This is a genomic window from Erythrobacter sp. S227 (genome assembly GCF_057364925.1).
Map to the genome: position 1 here is coordinate 2,149,179 of NZ_CP200280.1, position 22,195 is coordinate 2,171,373.

Sequence of the window (22,195 nt, forward strand, 5' to 3'; positions counted from 1 at the left end):
AACGCGATTGACCGTCCTTGGCTCTGTTAACACTGTATCTGGGCCACTAGCCCCTTCAGTAGGGAGCCAAGACCACCATGAACGAGGTTACCGCCCTGCTGGACCCGATGGCGCTGGGGATTGTCCTGATCGGGACGGTGCTCGCGACCTATGCCCGCGAAGGTGGGCAAGATGTGGCAACCGCTCTAACAGCGGCATTCAGGCTTGGCCGGAGCGGATTTGATGCAGACGCGACCAGAGCAGCGCTTGCGCGCAACATTGGCGAATTCAACAGGCTGGGCCATCTGGGCGCAAATCCGGTTGATCCGCCAGACGATGCTACCACGAAACTGCTCAACACCTATATCCGCAGCGGCTCTATCGAGGCCATGCTCAAACTTGCCCGCACACAAAGACTGCAACGCGATATCCGAAGCGTTGCGGCCACCCGTGTTTATGAAACCGCTGGCGAACTGGCGCCGGTTTTCGGCCTTGTGGGCACCCTGTTTGCCATCACACAGCTTATGCCGGATCTGAAAGCGAGCGCGGCGGATATCGTCATGGCAAGCGTTGCAGGCGCAGTGCTGTCCTCGCTCTACGGAGTGCTCAGCGCCAACCTTATATTTTACCCTCTCGCTCGCGCGATTGAACGTCGCGCAGATCGTGAAGAAGCCGAGCGAAGCCAGCTGCTTGAATGGTTCGAGGGCGAGCTGACCGATGGGCGAAGGGCCCCGTCGCACACCACGCCCACGCTTGAGAGCGTGCGCGGTGCGGCATGATCGGGCGGGCTGTGATTGGCAGAGGCAAGGGTAGCAAGGGCGGCAACGGATGGCAGCTGGTGCTGGCCGACTTATCGTTGATCCTGTTTCTGGTGACGCTCACCGCTTTGGTCAACACAAGCAGCGAGACCGGTGAAAGCCCGGAACGCTCAACCTTTGTCGCACCCTCACATATTGCTGCCTCACAGGCACTTTTCCGGCCCACTTCGCGCGGCCCAAGCCTGGCGCAGTGGCTTGCCGAACAACCGGCGGACCACCGCGCAACTCTGACCATAATCGCCCGGCATAGCGGCGATGACAAAGACCTCATATGGGACAATGCCCAAATGATGGCCGCAAGCGTGGCGCAATCGGGTGTTCCGGTCAGGGTCATCATCACCAAGGGCGGTGAAAGCGACCTTTACGCAAGCCTTGCCTATGATGAACCCGGGACAGGCCGCTAACACCACCCGCAAATGAACGAAGGCGGAAGGGACCAGAACCATCCCAACCGCCTTAGTGGTGCCGACTAACGGATCGAGCCGCCTAACCGATCAGAACCCGGTCGCGGCCCGCCTCTTTCGCTTCGTACAAAGCCGCATCTGCGCGGGTCAAAGCGCCGCGTCTGTCATCCGGATTTTTGACCTCGCTTACGCCTGCAGAAAACGTGATCCGGCCAAAGGATTTGCCATTGTCGCGGTTGACCATCTGGCGCGAGGACAGGTCAATGCGGATCTGGTCAAGGCGATCCGATGCATCCTGCGCGTTCAATCCCGGAAACAGGACGACGAATTCTTCCCCGCCGTGGCGCGCTGCAAACAAATGCTTGCCCGCGTGCCTTTTAAGGGTGTTGGCGATCGCGACCAGCACCCTGTCGCCTGCATCGTGGCCATGGGTGTCATTGATCTTCTTGAAATGATCGACATCGCAAAATCCGAGCGACAAGCGTTCCTTCTTATCTTCCGCGCGCTTCGCCGCCACTTCCAGTTGCCGTTCAAACGCCCGGCGATTGGGCAGGCGGGTGAGGTGGTCAACATCGGCCTGTGCTCGCGCTTCTGCGAGGTTTTCCTTAAGCTCGGCGGTTTCCGCCTGGCTTTTCTTCATCGCCTCTTCGACCTGCACAATCCGCTCGAGCATTACGCGCGACAAACCGACCAGACGATCAATTCCGTTGGCCGAAGGTTCGGCGCCCGCTGTCTTTTCGAGTTCGATGATCTGGGCATCAATTACACCGCGATGTTCGCTTGTCTGCGAGCGTGCCGTTTTCGTGGTCTCTGCAAATTTGGAGAGCGAGTTCTCCACCTTGTCGAGCAGGCCTTCAAGGGCATCTTTGCGTTCGTCCTCGCGCGAGCGCATCTTGCCCACCTCGCTAAGCCAGCTTTGCGAAATGGGCTCGCCCGAAATCTCGCGGGTTGCAAAGATACGGGCCAGTCCAGCGTCAGAGCCCGAAAGGCCCGCAACGATTGTGGCGAGGTTTGATCCGGTCAACGCGATATCGTGCTTCATTACGAATTGCGTGACCCGCTGCATCAATTCCTCGCGGCCTTCTCTCGCCCGATTTCTTTTGCCGGCACCTTGACCACCCGCCTCAACCTCGTCCGCAGCTGCGCCCGAATTTCCTCCGGGCTTGGCGCCGTCTATCGCCCTGTTCCGGTGAGGTTTTTTTGGCGACGCTGCGCTCATTCGATATTCCTTTTGCGATCCGTTTTTGTTGTTGCAGGCCGTGATATCGCGCGAGGCTTAAGCTGTACCTGAAACCGATACTGCGGCTTTCCCCTAGCAAGACAGGCAGGACCGCAATCGAGCCGAACAGAGCCCGCCTTACGTGTTGATACGCAGACCTTTTGGCACAGGCTTTGCAGCCAGGAAGGCGCGGGTGTTTCAGCCCGCTTGCAACCGAAAGGACATGCGATGACCAAGAGAATGGCCGCCCAGCGGCTTGAAATACGGCTTATGACCACCGCTTTTGTGATTGCGAGCCTGCCCCTTTTTGCCGCCCTCGCTTCTGCTCAGGATGCCCGCGGCGAAAGCTATATCGATCCGGTCGAAATTGACCGGGCGGTCGAGCAGTTTACCGGCTCGGGCATTGGCGAGCTGGGGGGCGCGCGCCTGCCGGCTGACCGCCGGTTAAAGCTTGCCGCCTGCCAAACGCCGCTCGATGTGAAATGGCACGGCCGGGCGCAAACCATCGTAAAGGTGGATTGCCCGATCTCGCGCGATAGCGCCGAGGGCTGGCGCATTTTCATCGCTACAAACGCCGTCGCAGCCGCCGCCGAAACCGCCAAGGTGGTGGCCCGCGGCGACCCCATTACCGTGCTTGTACGGGGGCGGGGGTTTACCGTTCAGCAAAGCGCAGAAGCGATGGAAGATGGCGCTATCGGCGACTGGATTGCTGTGCGTACACAGGCCCGCGCCGATGCCATTCGCGCACGCATCGAACGCCCCGGCCTTGCCGTGATCCCGACCGGTTGAGAGGCACGTCAAAAATTTTCCGCTTACGCCCTTAAACTGTCCACGCGGGGGCCGTCATAAGCCATGAACAACCACCGGGAGACGCTTTATGTCCTCTTTCGAAATAAACAGATTGCAGTCAATTTCGGGCGTAAGCCCGGCCTCTGCTGCTGACCGCGCCAAGGGCAGGGCCGCACCTGATGCGCTCTCTGACGTTGGCGCACCGGGCGCTGGTGGTGTGGCTGCAGGTTCGCCCAAGGGTTCGGGCGTGGCGGTCGAGATCGCAGCGCCAACCCAAAGCGGCCCGCCGGTCGACACCGACCGTGTGGCGCAAATCCGTGATGCCTTGCGCGATGGAAGCTATCCGCTTGTGCCCGCCAAAATCGCCGATGCGATGATCGCGGCACAATTGAAGTTCGAGATCGAATAATGACCATGCATTCGCACAGTCACCTGGCGCCTCACGGTGCCAAGCCGGACGCGCAAAAACCCGGCATGGACCGGCAAGAGCTGCACGGCAATTTGCGGCAAATGATTGCCGTCCTGCAAGAAGAGCGGCAAGCGCTTGCCACACTGGAAGCCGATGCGCTTAACGCGGTGACCCGTGAAAAGGACGATCTGTGCGGGCGACTTGCACGGATTGATGCAGGCGTGATTGACGCAGAAGCGCGCGCTCTGGTCGAAACCGCCAAGTCGCTGAACGACGTAAACCGGAGGGTGCGCAACCTTTTGGCCGCCAATGTTTCAGGCCGGCTCGATGCCCTTGGAGCAGACCGCGCGGGGCGGCACGCTTACACCGCCCACCCGCAAAACCGCTAGGCCCGCGCCCGCTTCTGGCACGATGCTTGCTCTATCTTTCTGGACGTTAACCATACCAGAAAGAGACGAAAGAGCGGCCCCGTGTCACAGCCCCCTTCCATTCCTTCCGCAGCCAGACCTGCGTTCGAAACAGCGCAGCGCACCTTTGGAGAAAGGACTGAGGCCTCGCGTCAAATCCCGCAAGCCGCGGCGGCCTCGGGTTCGCGCGCGAACGGCCCTGTTTCAGTCGAAAGCGCCATCGCCAGCGCGGCGCGCCAGACAGGGATCGATTTCGACTTTCTGATCGCGCAAGCTCAGGTCGAAAGCGCGATGGACCCGTCGGCCAAGGCCCGCACATCCTCTGCGACCGGGCTCTTTCAGTTCATCGAAAGCACATGGCTAGAGACGATGCAGCGCCACGGCGACCGCTTTGGCCTTGGCAATGTCTCGTCGCAAATCAGGACGGCCGGTGATGGCGCTGCCTATGTGGCGGACCCGGGGACACGGCGGGCGATCCTTGACCTTCGCAATGACCCCCAGATTGCATCGCTTATGGCAGCGGGCCTTGCCGAAGATAACCGCGCGCATCTGGCCCCGATCCTTGGTCGCCAGCCTGATCACAGCGAGCTCTACCTTGCCCACTTCCTTGGCGCAGGCGGGGCGGGGCGTTTCCTGTCGGCCCTCGAAGACAATCCGCAAGCAAACGCATCCCAGCTTTTCCGGAGGCCAGCCGCCGCCAATCGCCCCGTCTTCTACGAAACCAATGGCGCCCCCCGCTCTTTGCAAGGGGTGATGGATTATCTGTCAGGCAAACTTGAACGCGCGCGCGCCAATGCGCCGCAATCGCTCCCCGACAATTACGCCATTGCAGCGTTGAACCCGCCGCAAATCGCCGCACCTGCTTCGTCCCAACGCCCCCCTTATCTGATCGCGGACGAGCGCGTCTTCGGGCCACAATCGCCCCCTGTGATCACAGGCAGAAACCGCCCGACGATTGCCGCAAGCCCGCCGCTCGAACTTGCGCGGCCCGGAAGCCAGCAGCCGATTTCCAACATGTTGCGATCCACCTTTGGCGAGGCCGGAGGAGATGGGTCGAGCAAAGCGACACAGGACCAGGTCGCGCGGGCCTATGAACAATTGAAAGCGCTTGGATTTTGATCTTGGAACCCTTCTCCAGAACCTCGTGGATCGAGCGTTTGCGATCAGCCCCTGCGGCCATGGCATTGCCGGTGGGTATTTTCGGGCTGTTTGTGCTTTTGGTGCTGCCGATCCCGCCGCTGCTGCTCGACATCTTCTTTGTCTTCAACATCGCGATTGCGGTGGCGGTGTTGATGGTGGCCCTGAACGCGCGCGCGCCGCTCGATTTCTCGTCCTTCCCCACCGTCCTCTTGTTCGCAACGCTTTTGCGGCTCGCGCTCAATGTCGCCTCCACCCGCATCGTGCTGGTGAACGGACACGAAGGGGGCGCGGCCGCTGGCGAGATCATCCAGAGCTTTGGCCAGTTTCTTGTCGGCGGCAATTTTGCGGTTGGCCTGTTCGTGTTCTGCATCCTTTTGATCATCAATATGATCGTCATCACCAAAGGCGCAGGCCGTGTGTCAGAGGTCTCCGCAAGGTTTGTTCTCGACGCTTTGCCAGGCAAGCAAATGGCGATTGATGCCGACATTGCCGCTGGCCTTATCACCGCCGATGAAGCGCGCGAACGCCGCCGCGAGGTCACGATCGAGGCCGATTTTTACGGCTCGATGGATGGCGCTTCGAAATTCGTGAAGGGCGATGCAATTGCCGCGCTTCTGATCCTTGGCGTCAACATTATCGCAGGCTTTGCGCTTGGCATGATCAGCCACGGGCTTTCGGCATCCGAAGCAGGTGAGCTTTATATCACATTGGCCGTGGGCGATGCCTTGGTGGCGCAGGTGCCGGGGCTGCTGCTGTCGATTGCCGCTGCAGCGATTGTGACCCGCGTTGCCGATAAACGCGATTTGTCGGGCCAGATCGGCGGGCAGTTTGCTGACCCGCGCGGGTGGTTACCGGTTGCTGGTATCCTTGCCGCCATCGGCACTGTGCCCGCCATGCCTCAACTGATCTTCCTGCCAGCCGCAGCGATTGCGGGCGGATTGTGGTGGGGCCTTTACAAAAAAGCGAACACACCTGTGGTCGAGGAAGAGGTGGTCGAAGCTCCCTCCCCCGACAAGATCGATATCACCGAAGTATCGGACCAGACGCTGGTCACTCTTGAGCTGGGATATGGGCTGGTCCACCTGGTCGATGAGGCAAAAGACGCGCCCCTGCTCAAACGCATCACCGGCATTCGCAAGCAGCTATCGCGCGAGCTTGGCTTTGTCTTGCCCCAGTTTCGCATCCGCGACACTCTGGAGGCGGGCGCGAATGATTATGCGGTGAAGCTGGGCGGGCTGGTGATCGCAAGCGGCTCTGTCAGGGCGGGCAAACTCCTTGCCATCGACACAGGCGAGGTGCGCGCCACGCCGCCCTATTCAGGGCTGGGCATCAACGGCGAATACACCAGAGATCCCAGCTTTGATTGCCCCGCCCTGTGGATCGACCCGTCTGCGCGCGATCTTGCCACGGCCGAAGGGTTCATGTGCGTTGACGCCAGCACCGTGATCGCGACCCACGCCAATCAGGAATTGCTCACCCAGAGCTATCAACTGCTCGGCCCGTCCGAAGTCAGCGCGATTATCGAGGATCTCAAAGCCCGCGCCCCTGCCCTGATAGATGCGGTTCACCCCGACCCGCTCACTCTGGCGGCCCTCACCCGTATCCTTCGCGCGCTGATCGCAGACGGGATCGGGCTCAATCACCCGCAACCGCTGTTCACCAGCCTCGCTCTGGCGCTTCAAACGACGCAGGAGTTCAACGCTCTGATCGACACCGTGCGAGCGGACCTTGGCGCACGGCTTGTGGCGCGGGTCGTTTCCCCGCAAGAACGGCTGAAAGTGGTCACACTCGAAGCGGGTCTGGAGAGCGCGATTATCGGGGGGATGATCGACCCGTCCAGCGGCCAGCCGATGATCGAACCCGATTGCGCAGGCCTTATCGTGGAGCGTGTGAACGCCGCGATCAAGGACGCGGGCGGCCCCATCGCCATGATCGTCCAACCCCCTGCCCGCCGCGCGGTTGCGGGGCTCCTCAAACAACGCGCGGCAAGAGCGCTGGTGCTTTCAATCAACGAACTGCCGCCCACCCAGCCGGTCGAAGTTGTGGGCGTAATCGGCAATGACACCGCGCCGCCCGCGCCTACGGGACTTCCCGCACCCACTGCTGAAACGGATGCTCAGGCCGCTGTGCCACAAGGCGTGTCAGCATGAAGCACGATGTCTCAGGATTTGGCTCGCTAGCCAATGGAAAAGCGGCCTATGGTGCGGTCGCTTACACCTCCGCCAGCCGCGAGGAGGTGGATGACCGTGTGCGCCGCTTCCTGCCTCTGGTCCACCGCGCGGCGTGGCATATCTATGGCTCTGGCCGCGACGGGATGGAGGTCGAGGACCTTGTCCAATCCGGCATTGTCGCTCTCACCGAATGTGCGCGGCGGCACGATGGGCCAACCGAAGACGGCTTTGCCGCCTATGCCAAGATCCGCGTGCGCGGGGCGATGTTCGACCTCATCCGCAAGCAGATGCACGACACCCGCACAGCGAGGAAGAAGCGCGCGCGGCTGAATGAGGTGGTCGAGGAATTTAAGGCCCTGCACGGCATAGAGCCCACCCGCGAGGCTGTCGCCAAGGCGCTTGGCATCAGCGATACAGAATTGCTGGAAATTGAGGCCAGCGCCGTCACCCTCACATCGATCAGCGACGCCTATGACGAAAGCAACGCCGCCTTCGCAAGCGCAGACCCCGACCCTTTCGACATACTCTCAGGCCAGGAAGACCGCGAACGCCTGATCGCTGCGATGAGGCAGTTGCCAGAGCGGTTGATGCTGGTCTTGCAATTGTTCTTTGTCGAGGAGCTGAACCTGACCGAGATCGCCGAGGTGTTGGAGGTTTCGGTGCCACGAGTACACCAGCTGCGGGCCAAGGCGCTGAAGGATTTGCGCAAGGTGTTGGAGGCTGACGCAGCCACCTAAAGCGGATAGAGGGCCACCAACGGGAGGCCTTTTTGCTCGCACGACTGACCAATAACTTTGCCCTGCTCACCCTGATCGGCGTGGCTCTGGCTTGGGTGTATCCGCCCAGCATGACGTGGATGACCGATGGGAGCATCCGCGTGGCCGGACAGCCGCTTTTATCGGTCGCGCTGGGGCTCATCATGCTGGCAATGGGGCTGACGCTGAGTTTTGAGGACTATCGGCGGTTGACGCAGCTTCCCAAGGCCTTGGTCGCTGGCGTCGCCTTGCAGTTTGCGGTGATGCCGCTTGCCGGATTTGGCATTGCATGGGGACTGGGCCTTGAAGAGGGGCTGGCGGTCGGCCTTATCCTTGTCGCCTGTTGCCCCGGCGGGACTGCGTCGAACATCGTCGCTTATCTTGCACGCGGCAATGTCGCTTTGTCGGTGGCGATGACCATGGTTTCGACCTTTGCCGCTATTGCGCTCACCCCGCTGCTTTCCGGAGAATTGGCAGGCACCTATGTCGAGATCGACCGCTGGAATTTACTGAGGAACATGGTCGCGATTGTGCTCGTACCTGTGCTTTTGGGGAGCCTTCTCAACCGCCTGTTCCCAAGCGTTGCCGAGCGGGTGAGCACATTCCTGCCATTGATCGCGGTGGTGCTGGTGATCCTGATTGTGGGAGGCATTGTCGGCGGGGCAAAGGCCCAGATTGCCGAGCATGCAGGCGTCCTTTTGCTCGCGACATTGCTGCTCCATACGATTGGTTTTACGCTTGGCTATGCTTTGGCAAGGATGTTGGGCCTCGGCGTGCAGGAAGCGCGCACCATTTCTATCGAAGTGGGGATGCAGAATTCGGGGCTCGGCTCAGGCCTTGCCAAAACCCCCGCCTTCCAAGCACAATTTGCAAGCGCCACTCAGGCCGCCCTCGCGCCCGTACCAGCCGCAATTTCAGCCGTGTGGCACGTGTTGATCGGGAGCATTCTGGCGAGCTGGTGGCGACGGAAGGGTTAGGAAAGCGGATGCTTCTTCGACCCCCAAAGACCTAGCAAGAGCGACATCACCCAGAGCAGGCTAACGAAAACGCCAAAAAGGCCAATGCCTTTCAAATAGGTATAGACTGTTCCGTCTCTTTCGATGACCGCGCCCATCAAGCCGATAAAGAAAAGCAAACTAAGAGTGGGGACAGCCATCCCATGAAAACGATCTTGTGATTGTCGAGCGTTCCAAACGAACATCGCAAGCACCGGCACAAACGCCAATGCAAGCGCAAGATCAGCGCTAGCACCGATCGAGCGAAGCAGAATTACCAAACCGACTGCAGGAGCCAAAAGTAACGTGAAAGCCAAGTAGCGCTTGAAGATCAACGTTGCCCTCGTTTCGATTTTTTCATTCTATCACTCCACTAACCGAGAATCTAACAGCCCGCTAAGAGAATGCACGTGGGGTAAGCTTCCTTCGTCATTCACTGCTGCTTCGTCATCCCAGCGAAAGCTGGGATCCAGGGCTGCGCGCACCAAACTTGTTCGCTCTAGACCCCAGCCTTCGCTGGGGTGACGGACTTGGTCCAACGCTCCCGTGCAGCGGCGAGAGCTGGATACTTGGGAACGTCCTGCGTGATCGCGGCAAGGATCGCCTCGCGCAGTTCTCCCAAAAGGCCATTGTCGGCAAGGCTCGCTTGTCCGCTCGAGATACGCTGCGCCAAATCAGCGTTTTCATAGGCAGCAATGCCCGCCGGATTGTAGCGCGAAATCATACCAAGGGCATTGCGAGCGACCGCATATTGAAACTTATCATGTCCCTCAAACCGGTGCTTCACCGTGCCAAGCCATTCGTAGATCGCAAGCGCCAATTCGCCATCGGTCGCCTCGCCTGCATGGCTTGGCATCTCTGGCACTTCGACCTTTTTTACCCGCTCCTCCTCCAGCGCATCCTCCTCAAGCAGCATCAGCAGGTCCAATTCCTGCTCGCTGGTCCGCCTTGAAATCACCACCCGCTCCAGCATTCGGTCTTCGCCAGAACGCCAGATTTTGGCCATGCGCAGGCAGCCCAATGCCCACCACACGGTGCGGTGGATCAGCCAGTAACGGAAGCGCTTGGCGTCCACTTTGCGCCCGCTTTCCGCTTCATAGGCTGCGAAATAATCCGTCAGTGAGCCCAGCCCCAATGCCTGCCGATCATATCGGTGGAAGCGCCACACAGCCATACAGCCGAAGGCCAAGTCCTCATGCGGGTCGCCCAAATGCGCAAGCTCCCAATCGAGGACACCTGTCAGCCAGCCTTCCTGATCCACGAGCAGATTGCCCATGCGATAGTCGCCATGGATCAGGACAGGGTCACAAGGTGCAGGACAATTGTCCTCCATCCATTTCAGGCCCAGCGCGATGATCGGACGGTCGCCGCCTGCTTCCTCGAACTGTGATTTCAGCTCTGCGATGGCCGCACGGTAATCCATCACCGGCACTTCATCAGGCACATCCTCAACGCAAAGAGTGTGAATTTTAGCGAGATTTGCCGCGCATTCGGCGATCAACCGATCAGGGTCGGGGCCTTCCAGGATTTCCTTGGGATTGGGCGTGCCGGGAAGCGCCTGCATAATAAAGCCAGAGCCGATGCCGTCCTCTGGAACGAGTTCGGCCACAACCACAGGGGCCGTCACGCCGGCAGCTTTTGCCGCGCGGATTACGGCCGCTTCGGTGGCGTGCCCGAAGGGGCGGCCTTCCATAAATTCAAGGCTGGGCGCGCGGCGCAAGACATAAGCGCCCGCGCCTGCTTCAAAGCGCCAGCTTTCCATGGTGGCACCGCCCGTCAGCCGCGTAAGGTGGGCCGGTTCATCAAGCCCCGCTCGGGCGCAAACCCGGGCGAGGCCTTCGAGCAGCTGATCGGTCGATGTGTCTCCCAAACGATCGACTTCCTAGTCGAGCTTTTTGCGCATCCGCTTGGCACGCGCCTTGGGGCTTGGGTGGGTGCTGGTCCACGCGGCAAGTCCGCCGCCGCCGCTACCGCCGCTCATCGCCTCGAGCTTTTCGAGCGCGGTCACGCAGGCCTGCGCGTCGTAGCCTTTGTCCTGCATAAATTCGAAAGCGTAATCGTCCGCCTGGCGTTCGTGCTTCTGGCTGTGCTGCGCGCTGATCACGTCGCCGAAGAATTTGCCGAGCTCCGAGCCCGCAATAGCGTTGATCTTGCTGTCCGCTGTGCCTGCAACGCTTAATGCCGCCTCGCGTTGGAGCGCGCCTTGCATCCGCTTCTTGGTGTGTTCGCGCTGAACGTGGCCGATCTCGTGGCCGATCACATAACGCACTTCGTCATCGGTGAACTGGTCCATGAGCCCTGCAAAAATGCGGATCGTGCCGTTCGCCATCGCAAAGGCGTTCACATCGCTCACCAGATACGCTTTGATATCAAGGTCGAGCCCGTCATAATTGTCGAGCCCCTGGCTAAGCGCGGCCAAACGCTGGCCGTAGGGATCGTCGGGGCCTGCAACCGGATTTTTGGAATCCATATCGTTGCTCATCTGGTCGAAGAAGACTTTCATCTCCGCATCGGAATAGCTCGCGGCGTCGATGACCTTCTTTGCCGAACCCATGATATTGCCAAGGCTTTGAGCGCTTGCAGGGCCCGCAAGGCTTATCCCGCCAAGCAACGCCGCCATGGCGGTAAAGTCACGCCTGGAAACTGCTTTGTGTGAAATTGACTTGTCCGAACGATCCATTGCTTATCTCCACTACAAACTGATGCCTTCAGGGATCAAAAGAGACCCAAATAGAAGAGACGGAGCCTATGTCGCGCTAGGCCCCGTCTCCAGACGTCTTGTATATCCTAAGTTGAGCCAAAACTTAAGCGGTCACCCAAATTTAGGCGACTACATTGTCTTTCTTGACAGTAATCACTTGAGGATAGGTGAATTCCTTCATCCCATCGAGGCCATATTCAGCGCCAAAGCCCGATTGCTTGTGGCCGCCAAAGGGCGCAAATGGTGACAAGTGCATGAATTCATTGACCCAAACCGTGCCGGTTTCCAGCTTCTCGGCGATCTCGACACCCTTGTCGGTGTCTGCCGTCCAGACCGCGCCCGCAAGGCCGTATTCGGAGTTGTTGGCCCGTTCGATGACTTCTTCTTCGGTGGAAAACTTCATCAAGGGCATTACCGGACCGAACTGTTCTTCGGCAACGATGCGCGCATCTTCTGGCGGATTGTCGAGGATGGTGATCGGCACATAGTAACCCGTGCCCGATGGGTCTTTGTCCCCGCCGGTCAGGAATTTGTAGCCATTGTCCTTGGCATCCTCGATGAGCTCGAGCACGCGCTCATACTGCTTTTTGTTCTGGATCGGGCCAACGCCGGTGCCTTGCTCTGACCCGTCGCCCACTTTCACTTGCGCTGCATATTCGGCGATGGCTGCTGACAACTCGTCATAGATGTCTTCGTGGATGTAGACGCGCTTGGCCGCGATGCAGACCTGGCCTGCGTTCTGGAAAGATGACCAGAAAAGCTGCTCGGCAACCTTCTTGGGATCGGCATCAGGCAGCACGATTGAAGCATCGTTGCCGCCAAGTTCAAGCGTGATGCGCTTAAGGTCGGAAGAGGCCCCTTCCATGATCTTTTTACCTGTCGCGGTCGAGCCGGTGAAGGTGATCTTGTCGATGTCAGGGTGGCTGGTGATCATCGGGCCCAGCGCGTCTTCACCGGTGATAATATTGACAGTGCCAGCAGGCACCTTGTCCGCGATCAGCTCTGCCACACGAAGCGTGGTGAGCGGGGTGAAGGGCGAAGGTTTCAACACAATCGTACAGCCGCTCATCAGCGCAGGCACGATCTTCTGGATCGCCATCATCAACGGGAAGTTCCACGGCACAATGCCGCCGACAACGCCCACCGGCACGCGGCGGGTGCGCGAGAGGCGCTGGTCAGAATCTTCGCTGATCACATCTTCAAGTTTGAGCGTCGATTGCGCCTTGGAAATGCCAGCCGCGCCCGCAATCTCGCCTTGTGCTTGTGCATGGGGCTTGCCCTGCTCTGCGGTCAAAAGGCGGAACAGCTCATCGGAATTGTCCTTGATCGCAGCCGAGATCGCGAGACAGGCAGCTTGGCGCTCTTCGTGGCTGGTGTTTTTCCAGGTCTTGAACGCGGCGCGCGCTGCGGCGACGGCACGGTCGAGCTCTTCTGCGCCGCAAGCCGGAACCTGACCGATCACTTGCTCATTTGCCGGGTTTACAACGTCCAGCCATTCGCCGGTTTCGACCATCTCACCATTGATGAGGTTTTTGTATTGGGTGACCATTTCTCTCTCCGTCAAATGACTCAGTCTTTTGCTTGAGACACAAGTTGGCGCATTGCTGGCAAAAATCAATTGCCAAATGCAACGGGTGGGCCCCAATACCCTAGGAAGAGCCTTATCAAAGGTGCGTGTCGTTCGTTGCGATTGGCCGGGCGCGCGCTATCTGTAGCTCGACTTTTTGGGAGATAATCGAATGACCGCCCCCTCGACCAATACTGCAAACGATCTTGTGATCTATGGCAGCCCCGTTTCGCCTTTTGCGCGCAAGGCAATGGCGGTCTGCATCGAGAAAGGCGTCGAGTTTGATTTTGAAGCGGTGAGCATCATGCCGATGCCGGACTGGTTCAAGGAAATCTCCCCCATGCGCCGCATTCCGGTCCTGCGCGACCGCAGCGTCTCGGAAGAGGGCGAGGCAGGCACGATCGCGGATAGCTCAGCCATGTGCGCCTACATCGAACGCAAGCATCCAGAGCCCACGCTTTACGGCAAAAGCGCCTATGGCCATGGCCGCGCGCTCATGATCGAGGAATATGCTGACACCACGCTGGCGATGGCGGGCGGCCTTGGCATTTTCAGGCCCGTGTTCTTCTCGCTCATCCAGGGCAAAGAGCCCGATATCGCCAAGGCGCGCGAGACATGGGCGAATGAATTTCCGCCGATCCTTGCCTATTTGAACGGTCAGCTTGAAGGGCACGAATTCTTTGTCGAAGACACGCTTTCCATTGCCGATATCGCGGTTACGGCGTGCATGATGCAGGTCGCGCTCGTCGCGGATATTCCGCTTGGCGATTATCCGGCGCTCGCTTCGCATTATGAGCACATGACAAAGCGGCCTTCCATCGCCGGTCCCTTCGCCAAGTCAGAAGGCTTTATCCGCAAAGCCTTGCCCGAGCGCGTAAAACTGACCTAAAGCCGGTTTCACAAACTCAAAAGGGAAACGCCCAAACACAATGGCCAAAAACTGGTGCATCGGGATCATCGGAGGCTCGGGTCTGTATGACATCGAGGGGATCGAGGACAAGCAATGGCTAGCGCTCGAAACCCCTTGGGGCGATCCGTCTGATGAAATCCTGTTCGGGCGCATTGATGATGTGCAAGTGCGCTTTCTCCCGCGTCATGGACGGGGGCATCCTGTATCTCCGAGCGAGCTCAATTCACGGGCAAATATCGACGCGTTGAAGCGTGCAGGCTGCACCGACATTCTGGCCATAAGCGCGGTTGGTTCCCTTCGCGAAGAAATCGAACCGGGCCGCTTTGCGATTGCTGAGCAGTTTATTGATAACACCAGGACCCGCGCTTCCAGCTTCTTCACCAGTGGATGCGTGGCGCATGTCTCGATGGCCGATCCGGTATGCCCGCGCCTGTCCGAAATGGCGGCGAAAGCGGTGACCGCGGCAAAGGGCAAAGTGGCAACCGGCGCAACCTATCTGGCGATGGAAGGCCCGCAATTTTCGACCCGCGCAGAGAGCCATATGTACCGGGCATGGGGCGCAGACATCATCGGCATGACCGCCATGCCAGAGGCGAAATTGGCCCGCGAGGCAGAGCTTCCCTACGCCCTTATCGGCATGGCGACCGACTACGATTGCTGGCACGAGGAAGAAGGGGCGGTGGACGTTGCCGCAGTGCTCAAGCAGATGAAGGCCAATGGCGCTTTGGCACGAAAAGCGGTGCTGAATTTCATCAAGGCCCTGCCCAAAACGCGCAAAGCCTCCCCCATCGACACCTGCCTCGACACAGCCATCATCACCGCCCCCGAAGAACGAGATCCCGCGCTTTTGACAAAGCTTGATGCGGTGGCGGGGCGAGTGCTCACATCAAAATAGGAAATCGGTTATGACGACCCGGCGTGACATTTTGCAATATGGAGCGCTGGGTGTTGCAGCGGGTGCTGTACCTTATGGCGTGGCGGGCACGGCGAAGGCTGCGAGCGATCCGCCGGGATCGGACGCCATTATCATCCCGCCACCGATCACCAATGAAGAACGCGCCGCGCGCATTTCGGGGGCGCAAGGCATGATGCAGGCCCAGAACATGGCCGGAATTGTCGTCGAGGCAGGCTCTTCGATGATGTATTTCTCGGGGCTTGGCTGGGGACGCGGGAGCCGGTTGACCGCGCTGGTGATCCCCGCAGACAGCGACCCCGTTGTCATCACCCCTGCGTTCGAAGCGAGCAAATTGGCAGAGCTTATGGTCATGCCGATGGAAGTGCGCACATGGGACGAGCATGAAAGCCCCACCGCATTGATCGCAGGCGTATTCGAAGGTCAGCCAAGCGAGCGCTCCATCGGGCTTGAGCGCACGGTCCGCCACTTTGTGACCGAGGGCTTGCAGAAAGACGGCGGCGGGCGCGAGGTCGTTTCGGCAACCCCAATCGTATCGGCCCTGCGCCAGATCAAGAGCGCTCAGGAAATCGCACTGATGCAGGCAGCAAGCGACATCACCATAGCGGCGTATCGTGCGGTTTACCCTCAGGTTCAATCAGGCATGCTCGGCAGCGAAATCGGAGCGATGATGAGCGAGGTAACCCGTTCGCTTGGCGCACGGCCCACCTTCTCCTCGGCGCAAGTGGGAGAGGCGAGCGCCTATCCTCATGGCTCCAAGAAAGTCTATGAGGTGGCAGACGGCGAAGTCATCCTGATGGACTGCGGGGCCGATGTGCATGGGTACAAATCCGATATCTCGCGCACATGGGTCCATGGGGAGGCCAATGCCGAGCAAACCCGCGTCTGGAACATTGTGCGCAAAGGTCAGGATATCGTCATGGAGATGGCGCAAATTGGCGGCACCTTTGGCGCGATTGATGATGCGGTTCGCGCCTATTACGAGGCCCAAGGCTTTGGCCCGGATTACGCAACCCCCGGCCTTTCCCACCGCACCGGCCATGGCATCGGCATGGACATCCACGAAGACCAGTTCGTGGTGCGCGGTAACGAGACCCCGATTGCCGCTGGCATGTGTTTCTCGAACGAGCCGGGCATCTATTTGCCGGGCAAATTCGGCGTGCGATCCGAAGATTGCATCTACATAACGGACGCCGGACCCAGACTGTTTTCCGAACGCTCGATCTCTATCGAGAACCCCATGAACCTGTAGGCCTTACCGGTCTTTCCAGCGGCCTTTCACTGGCTCGAATTTGTCGACGCGGATCGACTGCCACACTCCGCCGGTGACATAGGGGTCATCATTGACCATCTCGCGCGCCGATGCTTCATCATCAGCCTCGATGATCAAGAGCGATCCGACAAATTCGCCCTGCTTGTTGGTCAGCGGCCCTGCGGCGAGATAATTGTCGGAATGCTCCGCCATATGCTTGCGCTGCTCTTTCAGATGCATTGCGCGCAGAGTTTCGCTGTCTTCGCCATCGCGGCAATAAAAGCAGAACAAGGCCATGCGGGTTTCTCCGAAAGGGGGTTACGCGGTCAGTCAGGCCATTATCACACATCTCGCCACCTTCAACAGGCACTTCAAATGTGCGCTCAACTGCGCCCCGAACATGCCCCCGAACTGGCCCCCGAACTGACCGTGCTCAACAACACCATGATCGTCCCCGCTTGATTGTCGGATGTGACGGGGGCACAGGCGAAGCAGGGCTCAGCCCTCGCGAATCATAGGGGAGAGGGTTAGCTTACCTCATGAACACCACCGACCGGGTATCATCATCAATTCAATTCCTCGATCGAAGCGATCTTCGCCGTGCCTATCGCGAGGAAGAAGAAGCGTGCATTCGCGAACGGTTGAAACAGGCCGCGCCTGCCCGAAAGGTGATGCCGCAAGCCGCTGACCTATCGGTCAAATTGATCGAAGGTGCGCGCGCGCACAAAGCCAGCGGCATCGACGCATTTCTTCAGCAATACGGCCTCGACACAGAAGAAGGCATTGCGCTGATGTGTTTGGCCGAAGCGCTCCTTCGTGTGCCTGACAATGCGACCGCCGATGCACTTATTCGCGACAAGATCGGCGATATCGATTGGGGCGAGCATCTGGGCGAAAGCTCCTCCACCTTTGTGAATGCTGCGACATTCTCGCTGATGATGACGGGCGAAGTGTTGGAACAACCCGAAGCGCAGCAACGCGGCATGGGCTCCACCCTGAAACGCGCAGTTAACCGTCTGGGTGAACCCGTGGTCCGCACCGCCACCTTGCAGGCGATGCGCATTCTGGGCGGTCAATTCGTGTTTGGCCGCGATATGGACGAGGCGCTGAAACGCGCAGGCCCAGAACGCGCCAAAGGCATCACCCACAGCTTTGACATGCTGGGCGAGGCGGCGATGACCTTTGCCGATGCAGAAAAATACCGCGCATCCTACGAACGCGCAATTGATCGGCTTTCGACCGAGGCTTCGGGCAGCATTGGGACATCGCCGGGCATTTCGGTCAAGCTGTCGGCATTGCATCCCAAATACAGCTATCTTCATGCAGATCAGGCGCGCCGCGACATTGTGCCCATCGTGCGCGATCTGGCCGCCAAGGCGCGTGATGCCAACATCCATTTCACGATTGACGCAGAAGAGGCCGAACGCCTCGAGCTATCCCTTGATATTATCGAGGAGCTGATGGCGGATGACGCGCTGTTCCGGCGCGCTGATGACACCGCTTGGGAAGGCTTTGGTCTCGCAATTCAGGCCTATCAGAAACGCGGCGTTCCCTTGTGCGACTGGATCGCCAAACTGGCCCGACGCCATGGCCGCAAACTGTTCGTACGCCTTGTCAAAGGGGCCTATTGGGATGCGGAGATAAAGCTTTCTCAGGTCGGCGGATTTAGCGACTATCCCGTCTTCACCCGCAAGGTTGCAACCGATGTGTCCTACCTCGCCTGCGCGGTGCGATTGTTCGAGCATGACGATGTGATCTACCCCGCCTTTGCGACGCACAACGCCAATTCTGTGGCGGTGATAAAAGAGCTTGCTCGCATCCCGGCCTCAAGTAGCGAAGCGGCAGGCCACCCAAAATATAAGCCTTTCGAATTTCAACGCCTCCATGGCATGGGCGAAGAGCTGTATCAGGCGCTTTCCAAATTAGAGGGCAATAACCGCACTCCGGTGCGGATTTATGCCCCTGTTGGCGGGCATAAGGAACTGCTCGCCTATCTTGTGCGACGTCTGCTTGAAAACGGGGCGAACACCAGCTTCGTCAACCGCATGGGCGATGCCGAATTTGCCGCCGAAGATCTGGTGCGCGATCCGATGGAAGAGTTGGAACGGCGTACAACCTTGCGCAATCCTGTGATATTGCTGCCCGAAGATATTCTGGGCGCAAGGCTGAATAGCGCTGGCATCGATCTGTCCGATCCCCTCGTGCTGAAGCCGCTGGAGCATAAGCTTTCAGAACTGGCTCAGCTGCAATGGCACGCAGAGCCGACTTTCCCTGCCGAGGACGCAGGCGAAATCGCTCCGATCACCATGCCGCATGACCTGTCGGTAGAAGTCGGCACGAGGCGCGACAGCACCGCTGAAGAGGTGGATGCAGCCTTTGCACAGGCGGTGGAGATTCAGCCAGGTTGGGATGCGCTAGGCGGGGACAAACGCGCGCTCCTCTTGGAAGAAGCGGCCGATCTGTTCGAGGCGCACACGCCGGAATTCCTGTCCCTGTGTCAGCGCGAAGCGGGCAAGACCCTGCTTGATGGGGTCGCCGAACTTCGCGAAGCAGTCGATTTCCTGCGCTATTACGCAGGCGAAGCGCGGCGGCAGTTTGAAACCCCGATCCAGCTTCCCGGACCAACGGGTGAGGACAACGTCTTAAGCCTTCACGGGCGCGGCGTGTTTGCGACAATCTCGCCGTGGAATTTCCCGCTCGCCATCTTCACCGGCATGGCCTCGGCAGCGCTCGCCGCTGGTAATGCGGTGATCGCAAAGCCTGCTGAACAAACCCCGCTGATCGCAGCCCTTGCGGTGAAACTGTGCCATGAGGCGGGCATTCCGCCAGAGGCGCTGCAATTGCTTCCGGGCGCGGGCGATGTCGGGCAAATGATTACCAGCGACCCGCGCCTTGCCGGCGTTGCGTTTACAGGGTCAACCGAAACCGCCCAGGCGATCAACCGCACCCTTGCCGCGCGCGACGGACCGATTGCCACCCTGATCGCAGAGACGGGCGGACAAAACGCGATGATCGTCGATTCATCCGCACTGCCGGAACAGGTGGTGCGCGATGTGCTTGCCTCGTCCTTCCAGAGCGCGGGGCAGCGGTGTTCGGCGCTTCGCGTGCTGTATCTTCAGGACGACATCGCCGATGACATGATCACAATGATCCGGGGCGGGTTTGATGCGCTGACCATTGGCGATCCCAGCGATCTTGCGACCGACGTGGGACCAGTGATTGACCGCGACGCGCAGGCCGCACTGGAGCGCCATATCGCGCGCCGCGAATCTTCGGGCGTGACAGTGTGGAAGCGTGAATTGGGCGAATTTGCCGCCAAGGGATGTTTTGTTGCGCCTGCCATCATGGAGATCGGCTCTATCCTTGATCTCAAGCGCGAGAATTTTGGCCCCATCCTCCACATCGTGCGGTTCAAGGGGAAGGATTTGCCCCGCGTCATTCAGGACATAAACGCGACCGGATACGGCCTCACCCTTGGCCTGCACAGCCGGATCGAGGCCACCCACCGCTTTGTTCAGGCCCATGCACGGGTCGGCAATATGTATATCAACCGCAACCAGATCGGCGCGATTGTCGAAAGCCAGCCGTTTGGCGGCGAGGGCCTGTCGGGCACTGGTCCCAAGGCGGGCGGGCCGCATTATTTGCTACGCTTTGCAACAGAGCGGGTGACCTGCACCGACACAACGGCGGCAGGCGGCAATGCGACCCTTTTGGCAAGCTTGTAAACCCGTCTTGCAAGCATTGAGAATTGACGCGATAAAAGCCCACGACATGACGCGCGCACTTACTCAAATCCTGGCCCCGCTGCTCGCTCTGTTTGCGCTGCTTTCAAGCGGCGCGGCCATGGCGGCGGTGGAGATCCATTTCCATTCCTTCAACGGCTCCGTTTTCGGGCGCTACCCCCACACATTCATCGTGCTTGACGGCACGCTGGAGGCGGACGGGCGCGTGATCAAAGAGAATTACGGCTTCTCTGCGAAAAGCTCGACTGCTGCCATTTTAAGCGGGTGGACCGAGCATATGGTCTATGTCGAGAAGGACAAATATATCCGCAAAACCAACCGCCATTTCTCGATGACGCTGACCGATGAGCAATATCGCCGGATCGTCGAGGAAGTGCGCAAATGGCGGGATGAGCCGGGCGAACGCTACAGCCTGGGGGCACGCAATTGCATCCACTTTGTGGGCGAGATGGCAAAGATTTTGGGACTAAAGGTAGAGTATCCCAGCAACATGCTGCGACGCCCCAAGAGATGGCTGAACCATATCACCGGGCTTAACCCGGAGCTCGGTGCTGCGCGGATCAAGTAGGCTTCCGGCTGCTTTCCAGCCCCGCAGCCTCAGGCTGCTTTCCAACCCCAAGTGAGGTTGTTTGGGGGCATGTTTCGCCAGGTCACCTTTTTATCCACCCGGTCAAACACCGCCTCGGTCAAACGGCGCGCGATCAGGCGGTATTGATAGGTCAGAAATCCCCCGCCCGGTTTGAGCACGCGGTAACTGGCCTCTACGATTTGTCTGGCAAGATCATCGGGCAAGCCGGAAAACGGTAGCCCCGAGATCACGATATCAGCCTTGCCGAAACCCGCTCGCTCCACGATCGTCTCGACATCGGCTGCTGATCCCAGAACGGCCGAAAAACGAGGGTCGTTTATGGTCTCATCCAGATGGTCGATGAAGTGGGCGTTGGTATCAATCGCGATAAGCCGCGCATCTGCTGGCAAAAGCTCGAGAATGGGCCGCGTAAAGGTGCCGATGCCAGGTCCATATTCGACAACGACCTTGCAAGCCTTCCAATCAACCAATTGCAGCATGCCTTGAACCGTGGCTTTGGAAGACGGGAAAAGAGCGCCCACCATGCCGGGGTTTTCAATCGCGCCCTGCAAAAACACGCCAAAGGATCCAAGCAGCTTGCCAGTAAGCCGCGCAGTGCCGCGCCGCGTACCGCGAGCGACCGATTTTGCGCTGATATTGCCAGTCATGCCTTGTGTGTTTCCTCGTCGATTTTGGGTCGTGCCAAGCGGTAGCACCTGTGTCTTGGACCGTGCAATGGACTGTTAAAAAGCGCCTGTGAAGGCGCAATCGACATGATGCAGCGTGCGCCCGTCGGACAGACTCATCCGGATAAGTGCGCTGCCCGCCTTGCCGTGTCCGCCGCCTTCCGGAATCAATCCTCCCATGGCAATTTTATCAGACAAATGGATTCGCGACGCGGCGCAAAATCAGGGCATGATCGAGCCCTTCGTCGAGGCCCAGCGCCGCGAGGGTGTGATTTCCTACGGGCTCAGCTCGTTTGGCTATGATGCGCGGGTCGCGCCTGAATTCAAGATTTTCACCAATGTGAACTCGGCAACGGTCGATCCCAAGAGCTTTGACGCTGAAAGCCTTGTCGACCGGGAAACCGATGTCTGCATCATCCCGCCCAACTCCTTTGCCTTGGCACGAACGGTCGAGTATTTTCGCATCCCCGAAGACGTGCTGGTCATCTGCCTTGGCAAAAGCACCTATGCGCGCTGCGGGATCATCGTGAATGTGACCCCGCTCGAGCCGGGCTGGGAAGGTCACGTGACGCTGGAATTTTCCAACACGACGCCGCTGCCTGCGAAAATCTACGCCAATGAAGGCGCGTGCCAGTTCCTGTTCCTTAAAGGCAACGAACGGCCAGAGGTCACCTATGCCGACCGGGCAGGCAAATATATGGGCCAGCGCGGCGTGACGCTGCCGCGGCTGTAAACTCGCGACGTTACAAAGATGAAGTTGTAAGTACCT

Annotated in this window: 23 protein-coding genes; 15 read left to right on the top strand and 8 right to left on the bottom strand. The window is 59.3% G+C overall.

Annotation, left to right across the window (positions count from 1 at the left end; all coding sequences use genetic code 11):
• Positions 1-77: 77 nt before the first annotated feature.
• Both AC0V6Q_RS10075 and AC0V6Q_RS10080 read left to right on the top strand, forming a co-directional pair.
• Positions 78-758, top strand: coding sequence for a MotA/TolQ/ExbB proton channel family protein (locus AC0V6Q_RS10075; RefSeq protein ID WP_486168247.1), 681 nt, complete (start codon positions 78-80; stop codon positions 756-758).
• Entirely contained in the window at positions 755-1,201 is a 447-nt protein-coding gene (locus AC0V6Q_RS10080) for a hypothetical protein (protein ID WP_486168248.1), read from the top strand. The genes AC0V6Q_RS10075 and AC0V6Q_RS10080 overlap by 4 nt, the downstream gene beginning before the upstream one ends.
• 82 nt (positions 1,202-1,283) lie before the next feature.
• Here the strand turns inward: AC0V6Q_RS10080 and AC0V6Q_RS10085 are convergent, their stop codons facing one another.
• On the bottom strand, positions 1,284-2,420 hold the full coding sequence (locus AC0V6Q_RS10085) for a GGDEF domain-containing protein (RefSeq protein ID WP_486168249.1): 1,137 nt from the start codon (positions 2,418-2,420) through the stop codon (positions 1,284-1,286).
• Positions 2,421-2,648: 228 nt separating this feature from the next.
• On the opposite strand from AC0V6Q_RS10085, the gene AC0V6Q_RS10090 reads away from it, so the two are divergent.
• From AC0V6Q_RS10090 to AC0V6Q_RS10120, 7 genes are all read left to right on the top strand, one after another.
• Complete coding sequence (locus AC0V6Q_RS10090) at positions 2,649-3,209, top strand: flagella basal body P-ring formation protein FlgA (RefSeq protein ID WP_486168250.1); 561 nt, start codon at positions 2,649-2,651, stop codon at positions 3,207-3,209.
• 88 nt (positions 3,210-3,297) lie between these two features.
• A complete protein-coding gene (flgM, locus tag AC0V6Q_RS10095) occupies positions 3,298-3,618 on the top strand; it encodes a flagellar biosynthesis anti-sigma factor FlgM (protein ID WP_486168251.1) in 321 nt (106 codons plus the stop codon).
• Positions 3,618-4,007: a flagellar protein FlgN gene (locus AC0V6Q_RS10100; protein WP_486168252.1), complete on the top strand. Its 390-nt coding sequence runs from the start codon at positions 3,618-3,620 to the stop codon at positions 4,005-4,007. The genes flgM and AC0V6Q_RS10100 overlap by 1 nt, the downstream gene beginning before the upstream one ends.
• Positions 4,008-4,088: 81 nt before the next feature.
• On the top strand, positions 4,089-5,144 hold the full coding sequence (locus tag AC0V6Q_RS10105; RefSeq protein ID WP_486168253.1) for a transglycosylase SLT domain-containing protein: 1,056 nt from the start codon (positions 4,089-4,091) through the stop codon (positions 5,142-5,144).
• 59 nt (positions 5,145-5,203) lie between these two features.
• Positions 5,204-7,315 (top strand): flagellar biosynthesis protein FlhA, encoded by a 2,112-nt coding sequence (locus AC0V6Q_RS10110; protein WP_486169293.1) that lies wholly within the window; start codon positions 5,204-5,206, stop codon positions 7,313-7,315.
• Complete coding sequence (locus AC0V6Q_RS10115; RefSeq protein WP_486168254.1) at positions 7,312-8,073, top strand: sigma-70 family RNA polymerase sigma factor; 762 nt, start codon at positions 7,312-7,314, stop codon at positions 8,071-8,073. The genes AC0V6Q_RS10110 and AC0V6Q_RS10115 overlap by 4 nt, the downstream gene beginning before the upstream one ends.
• 32 nt (positions 8,074-8,105) lie before the next feature.
• Complete coding sequence (locus AC0V6Q_RS10120; protein WP_486168255.1) at positions 8,106-9,068, top strand: bile acid:sodium symporter family protein; 963 nt, start codon at positions 8,106-8,108, stop codon at positions 9,066-9,068.
• Here AC0V6Q_RS10120 and AC0V6Q_RS10125 read toward each other — a convergent pair.
• The 4 genes from AC0V6Q_RS10125 to AC0V6Q_RS10140 all read right to left on the bottom strand — a co-directional run bounded on the left by AC0V6Q_RS10125 (position 9,065) and on the right by AC0V6Q_RS10140 (position 13,336).
• Positions 9,065-9,421: a hypothetical protein gene (locus AC0V6Q_RS10125; protein ID WP_486168256.1), complete on the bottom strand. Its 357-nt coding sequence runs from the start codon at positions 9,419-9,421 to the stop codon at positions 9,065-9,067. The genes AC0V6Q_RS10120 and AC0V6Q_RS10125 overlap by 4 nt on opposite strands.
• 164 nt (positions 9,422-9,585) lie before the next feature.
• Entirely contained in the window at positions 9,586-10,956 is a 1,371-nt protein-coding gene (locus AC0V6Q_RS10130; protein ID WP_486168257.1) for a phosphotransferase family protein, read from the bottom strand.
• Between the two features lie 12 nt (positions 10,957-10,968).
• Positions 10,969-11,706, bottom strand: a complete 738-nt coding sequence (locus AC0V6Q_RS10135; RefSeq protein ID WP_486168258.1) for a M48 family metallopeptidase — start codon at positions 11,704-11,706, stop codon at positions 10,969-10,971.
• A 202-nt stretch (positions 11,707-11,908) separates the two neighbouring features.
• Positions 11,909-13,336, bottom strand: coding sequence for an aldehyde dehydrogenase family protein (locus AC0V6Q_RS10140; protein WP_486168259.1), 1,428 nt, complete (start codon positions 13,334-13,336; stop codon positions 11,909-11,911).
• Between the two features lie 190 nt (positions 13,337-13,526).
• On the opposite strand from AC0V6Q_RS10140, the gene AC0V6Q_RS10145 reads away from it, so the two are divergent.
• Genes AC0V6Q_RS10145 through AC0V6Q_RS10155 form a run of 3 tightly spaced genes read left to right on the top strand, consistent with a single transcriptional unit; the run spans position 13,527 to position 16,429 of the window.
• Complete coding sequence (locus tag AC0V6Q_RS10145; protein WP_486168260.1) at positions 13,527-14,243, top strand: glutathione S-transferase family protein; 717 nt, start codon at positions 13,527-13,529, stop codon at positions 14,241-14,243.
• A gap of 40 nt (positions 14,244-14,283) precedes the next feature.
• Entirely contained in the window at positions 14,284-15,159 is an 876-nt protein-coding gene (gene mtnP / locus AC0V6Q_RS10150) for an S-methyl-5'-thioadenosine phosphorylase (RefSeq protein ID WP_486168261.1), read from the top strand.
• A 10-nt stretch (positions 15,160-15,169) separates the two neighbouring features.
• Positions 15,170-16,429, top strand: a complete 1,260-nt coding sequence (locus AC0V6Q_RS10155) for a M24 family metallopeptidase (RefSeq protein WP_486168262.1) — start codon at positions 15,170-15,172, stop codon at positions 16,427-16,429.
• A 3-nt stretch (positions 16,430-16,432) separates the two neighbouring features.
• On the opposite strand, the gene AC0V6Q_RS10160 is transcribed toward AC0V6Q_RS10155, so the two are convergent.
• The gene (locus AC0V6Q_RS10160; RefSeq protein ID WP_486168263.1) at positions 16,433-16,726 is read right to left on the bottom strand and encodes a YciI family protein; all 294 of its coding nucleotides are present in this window, start codon (positions 16,724-16,726) and stop codon (positions 16,433-16,435) included.
• 242 nt (positions 16,727-16,968) lie between these two features.
• Between AC0V6Q_RS10160 and putA the strand changes: the two genes are divergently transcribed.
• The gene (gene putA, locus AC0V6Q_RS10165) at positions 16,969-20,154 is read left to right on the top strand and encodes a bifunctional proline dehydrogenase/L-glutamate gamma-semialdehyde dehydrogenase PutA (RefSeq protein ID WP_486168264.1); all 3,186 of its coding nucleotides are present in this window, start codon (positions 16,969-16,971) and stop codon (positions 20,152-20,154) included.
• Between the two features lie 46 nt (positions 20,155-20,200).
• Complete coding sequence (locus AC0V6Q_RS10170) at positions 20,201-20,740, top strand: hypothetical protein (RefSeq protein WP_486168265.1); 540 nt, start codon at positions 20,201-20,203, stop codon at positions 20,738-20,740.
• Positions 20,741-20,769: 29 nt separating this feature from the next.
• On the opposite strand, the gene AC0V6Q_RS10175 is transcribed toward AC0V6Q_RS10170, so the two are convergent.
• Positions 20,770-21,408: a class I SAM-dependent methyltransferase gene (locus AC0V6Q_RS10175; RefSeq protein WP_486168266.1), complete on the bottom strand. Its 639-nt coding sequence runs from the start codon at positions 21,406-21,408 to the stop codon at positions 20,770-20,772.
• Positions 21,409-21,483: 75 nt separating this feature from the next.
• Positions 21,484-21,606, bottom strand: coding sequence for a hypothetical protein (locus tag AC0V6Q_RS10180; RefSeq protein WP_486168267.1), 123 nt, complete (start codon positions 21,604-21,606; stop codon positions 21,484-21,486).
• Here AC0V6Q_RS10180 and dcd point away from each other — a divergent pair.
• Positions 21,605-22,159: a dCTP deaminase gene (dcd, locus tag AC0V6Q_RS10185; protein ID WP_486168268.1), complete on the top strand. Its 555-nt coding sequence runs from the start codon at positions 21,605-21,607 to the stop codon at positions 22,157-22,159. The genes AC0V6Q_RS10180 and dcd overlap by 2 nt on opposite strands.
• Positions 22,160-22,195 lie beyond the last annotated feature (36 nt).

Coding starts and splice junctions, on each gene's coding strand:
- AC0V6Q_RS10080 (WP_486168248.1), top strand. CDS start 755: ATGATCGGGCGGGCTGTGATTGGCAGAGGCAAGGGTAGCAAGGGCGGC.
- AC0V6Q_RS10140 (WP_486168259.1), bottom strand. CDS start 13,336: ATGGTCACCCAATACAAAAACCTCATCAATGGTGAGATGGTCGAAACC.
- flgM (WP_486168251.1), top strand. CDS start 3,298: ATGTCCTCTTTCGAAATAAACAGATTGCAGTCAATTTCGGGCGTAAGC.
- mtnP (WP_486168261.1), top strand. CDS start 14,284: ATGGCCAAAAACTGGTGCATCGGGATCATCGGAGGCTCGGGTCTGTAT.
- AC0V6Q_RS10180 (WP_486168267.1), bottom strand. CDS start 21,606: ATGGGAGGATTGATTCCGGAAGGCGGCGGACACGGCAAGGCGGGCAGC.
- AC0V6Q_RS10085 (WP_486168249.1), bottom strand. CDS start 2,420: ATGAGCGCAGCGTCGCCAAAAAAACCTCACCGGAACAGGGCGATAGAC.
- AC0V6Q_RS10100 (WP_486168252.1), top strand. CDS start 3,618: ATGACCATGCATTCGCACAGTCACCTGGCGCCTCACGGTGCCAAGCCG.
- putA (WP_486168264.1), top strand. CDS start 16,969: ATGAACACCACCGACCGGGTATCATCATCAATTCAATTCCTCGATCGA.
- AC0V6Q_RS10175 (WP_486168266.1), bottom strand. CDS start 21,408: ATGACTGGCAATATCAGCGCAAAATCGGTCGCTCGCGGTACGCGGCGC.
- AC0V6Q_RS10170 (WP_486168265.1), top strand. CDS start 20,201: ATGACGCGCGCACTTACTCAAATCCTGGCCCCGCTGCTCGCTCTGTTT.
- AC0V6Q_RS10110 (WP_486169293.1), top strand. CDS start 5,204: ATGGCATTGCCGGTGGGTATTTTCGGGCTGTTTGTGCTTTTGGTGCTG.
- AC0V6Q_RS10090 (WP_486168250.1), top strand. CDS start 2,649: ATGACCAAGAGAATGGCCGCCCAGCGGCTTGAAATACGGCTTATGACC.
- AC0V6Q_RS10160 (WP_486168263.1), bottom strand. CDS start 16,726: ATGGCCTTGTTCTGCTTTTATTGCCGCGATGGCGAAGACAGCGAAACT.
- AC0V6Q_RS10135 (WP_486168258.1), bottom strand. CDS start 11,706: ATGGCGGCGTTGCTTGGCGGGATAAGCCTTGCGGGCCCTGCAAGCGCT.
- AC0V6Q_RS10155 (WP_486168262.1), top strand. CDS start 15,170: ATGACGACCCGGCGTGACATTTTGCAATATGGAGCGCTGGGTGTTGCA.
- dcd (WP_486168268.1), top strand. CDS start 21,605: ATGGCAATTTTATCAGACAAATGGATTCGCGACGCGGCGCAAAATCAG.
- AC0V6Q_RS10145 (WP_486168260.1), top strand. CDS start 13,527: ATGACCGCCCCCTCGACCAATACTGCAAACGATCTTGTGATCTATGGC.
- AC0V6Q_RS10115 (WP_486168254.1), top strand. CDS start 7,312: ATGAAGCACGATGTCTCAGGATTTGGCTCGCTAGCCAATGGAAAAGCG.
- AC0V6Q_RS10075 (WP_486168247.1), top strand. CDS start 78: ATGAACGAGGTTACCGCCCTGCTGGACCCGATGGCGCTGGGGATTGTC.